Below are 1,721 nucleotides of genomic sequence, written 5' to 3'. Positions count from 1 at the left end.
ATTGCATTCAGTTGGCCACCATGCACTACGCGAATGAAATGCGGCCCGTAGAGAACGTCCCCAACCTCTCTAGTACCATTTCTGTAGATTCCAATCAGCTGAAGTTAGCCTTACAAATCGTCAAAGGAATGACAGGTACCTCCGATTTAAAATCATATTCCAATCCAGAGCAAGAACGATTGTTAGCAGCTATTCAATCTAAAATTGCCGGACAGAACATTGTTTTAAAGCCCACGCAAGAATCAGAGGTTGTTGTTGATCTTTTAGAGGCGCTTCGGGAGAGTGTCAGAATGAATAAAGGGAAAAACAAGGTGGCAGCCCCGAAGGAAAGTAAACGTGGGACCCCTAATGAAAAACTGGGATAGTCTTTTGCAAGCAAATGGATGAAGTAGCTAAGGATCCAAGTAAGGTGGTTCTTAGCTATTTTCATGTCCTTCCTGGACTTCTCCAAAAGATTACCCTCTGCCGAATTTTCTATATATCCCTCCCTGAATATACGAGCAAAACTCTAGTTTGTTTTTATAAGCTAATGCTAATATAACTATATGGACGTACTTAATTTGAAGATTATTATTGTAGGCTCTGTAGCTGCAGGAACCTATGTGGCTGCTAAAGCCCGGTGGAATGATGAATCGGACGAAATTATTGTATATGAAAGGGTCCAGATATTTCTTACTCCATCTGCGGGATACCTTATTATTTAGGGAATGAAGTCGATGACCTGTCAGAGTTGATTCCTCGAGATAAAAAGTGGTTTGAGGCTCGCTACCACGTCAAGATGGACATCAACCATGAGGACATTGTAAACGATCCGGTGAACCAGGCCATCCGTGTGATTGATTTAAGCAATGGTGCCGAGGTGGAAGAGACTTTCGATAAGCATGGGCTGGCTACAGGGGCCAATGTTACGATTTAAAGCAAAAGTTGAGGACCTCTTTCATCTGGATATGACCTATGCGCCTTCTTTCTCTAGCACGAAAGACCCTGTTATGTACACAGCGATGACCCTTCATAACGCGATCAGCCGCAATCGTCCTCTACTTTCTCCGGCAGAGCTGGTGGGCAAAGAAGACGAGTATCAAATTGTTGACACGCGTTCGAGAAAGCAATATGAAGCCAGTCATGTCCAAGGAGCACAGATATTTCACTTAGCGACCTGCGTGAGAAGGCTTCTACCTTAGATTTTCAGAAACCTACAGACACCTATTGCAACAAAGGAACAACCGGAAATGCAGCCCAGAATATTCGGGCTTTGAGAAGGTCTTTAACCTGTCGGGAGGCAACAAGAATTATCAAGTATATCGTCGTTACCTGAAATCATTCAATTCGTAAAGAACGGTTTATCTAGCTCCAATTCCAAATTTATAGGACTGTACTTTTGTCGCACAGTCCTATAAATCGGGAGTTATTGTATAACTTCTACGTGCTCAAAGTCCCTCGTCTATTTCATCTTCAGTACCTGCAGCCACTAATTCCTTACTGGCTTGCACAGCAACCATCTCCTCTAACTGAGCAATGCTTGTCCATTCAAGCGCGCCTTCAGGCGGAACTTTGCTATGATCCAGAAGAGCATCCAGCAGTTGTTCCACCTTTTCGAATCGTTTCTCATCGTGTTGCAAATGAACAATTGCATTGTAGGGTTTCTCACTACTTACTTCCTCCCCAAAATACGCTTTCTCAAAATTCCCCAGTGAGGCTAGTAGTCGAACATTTGAAGTATG

The 1,721-nt window shown here is 43.3% G+C and carries 2 protein-coding genes and 1 pseudogene; 2 read left to right on the top strand and 1 reads right to left on the bottom strand.

What is annotated here, in order from left to right; translation table 11 throughout:
- Together AQR02_RS11885 and AQR02_RS35545 are read left to right on the top strand one after the other, a co-directional pair.
- Nucleotides 1-365, top strand: a pseudogene (locus tag AQR02_RS11885) (hypothetical protein); the annotation flags it as partial.
- 413 nt (nucleotides 366-778) lie between these two features.
- Nucleotides 779-916, top strand: coding sequence for a hypothetical protein (locus tag AQR02_RS35545; RefSeq protein ID WP_425339974.1), 138 nt, complete (start codon nucleotides 779-781; stop codon nucleotides 914-916).
- 511 nt (nucleotides 917-1,427) lie between these two features.
- On the opposite strand, the gene AQR02_RS11875 is transcribed toward AQR02_RS35545, so the two are convergent.
- On the bottom strand, nucleotides 1,428-1,721 hold a 294-nt coding region (locus AQR02_RS11875; RefSeq protein WP_209444150.1), incomplete at its 5' end, for a hypothetical protein.

The organism is Paenibacillus ihuae, from assembly GCF_001368795.1.
Classification (GTDB): Bacteria; Bacillota; Bacilli; order Paenibacillales; family Paenibacillaceae; genus Paenibacillus_AQ; species Paenibacillus_AQ ihuae.
This window is presented reverse-complemented; position numbering and strand designations above follow the sequence as displayed.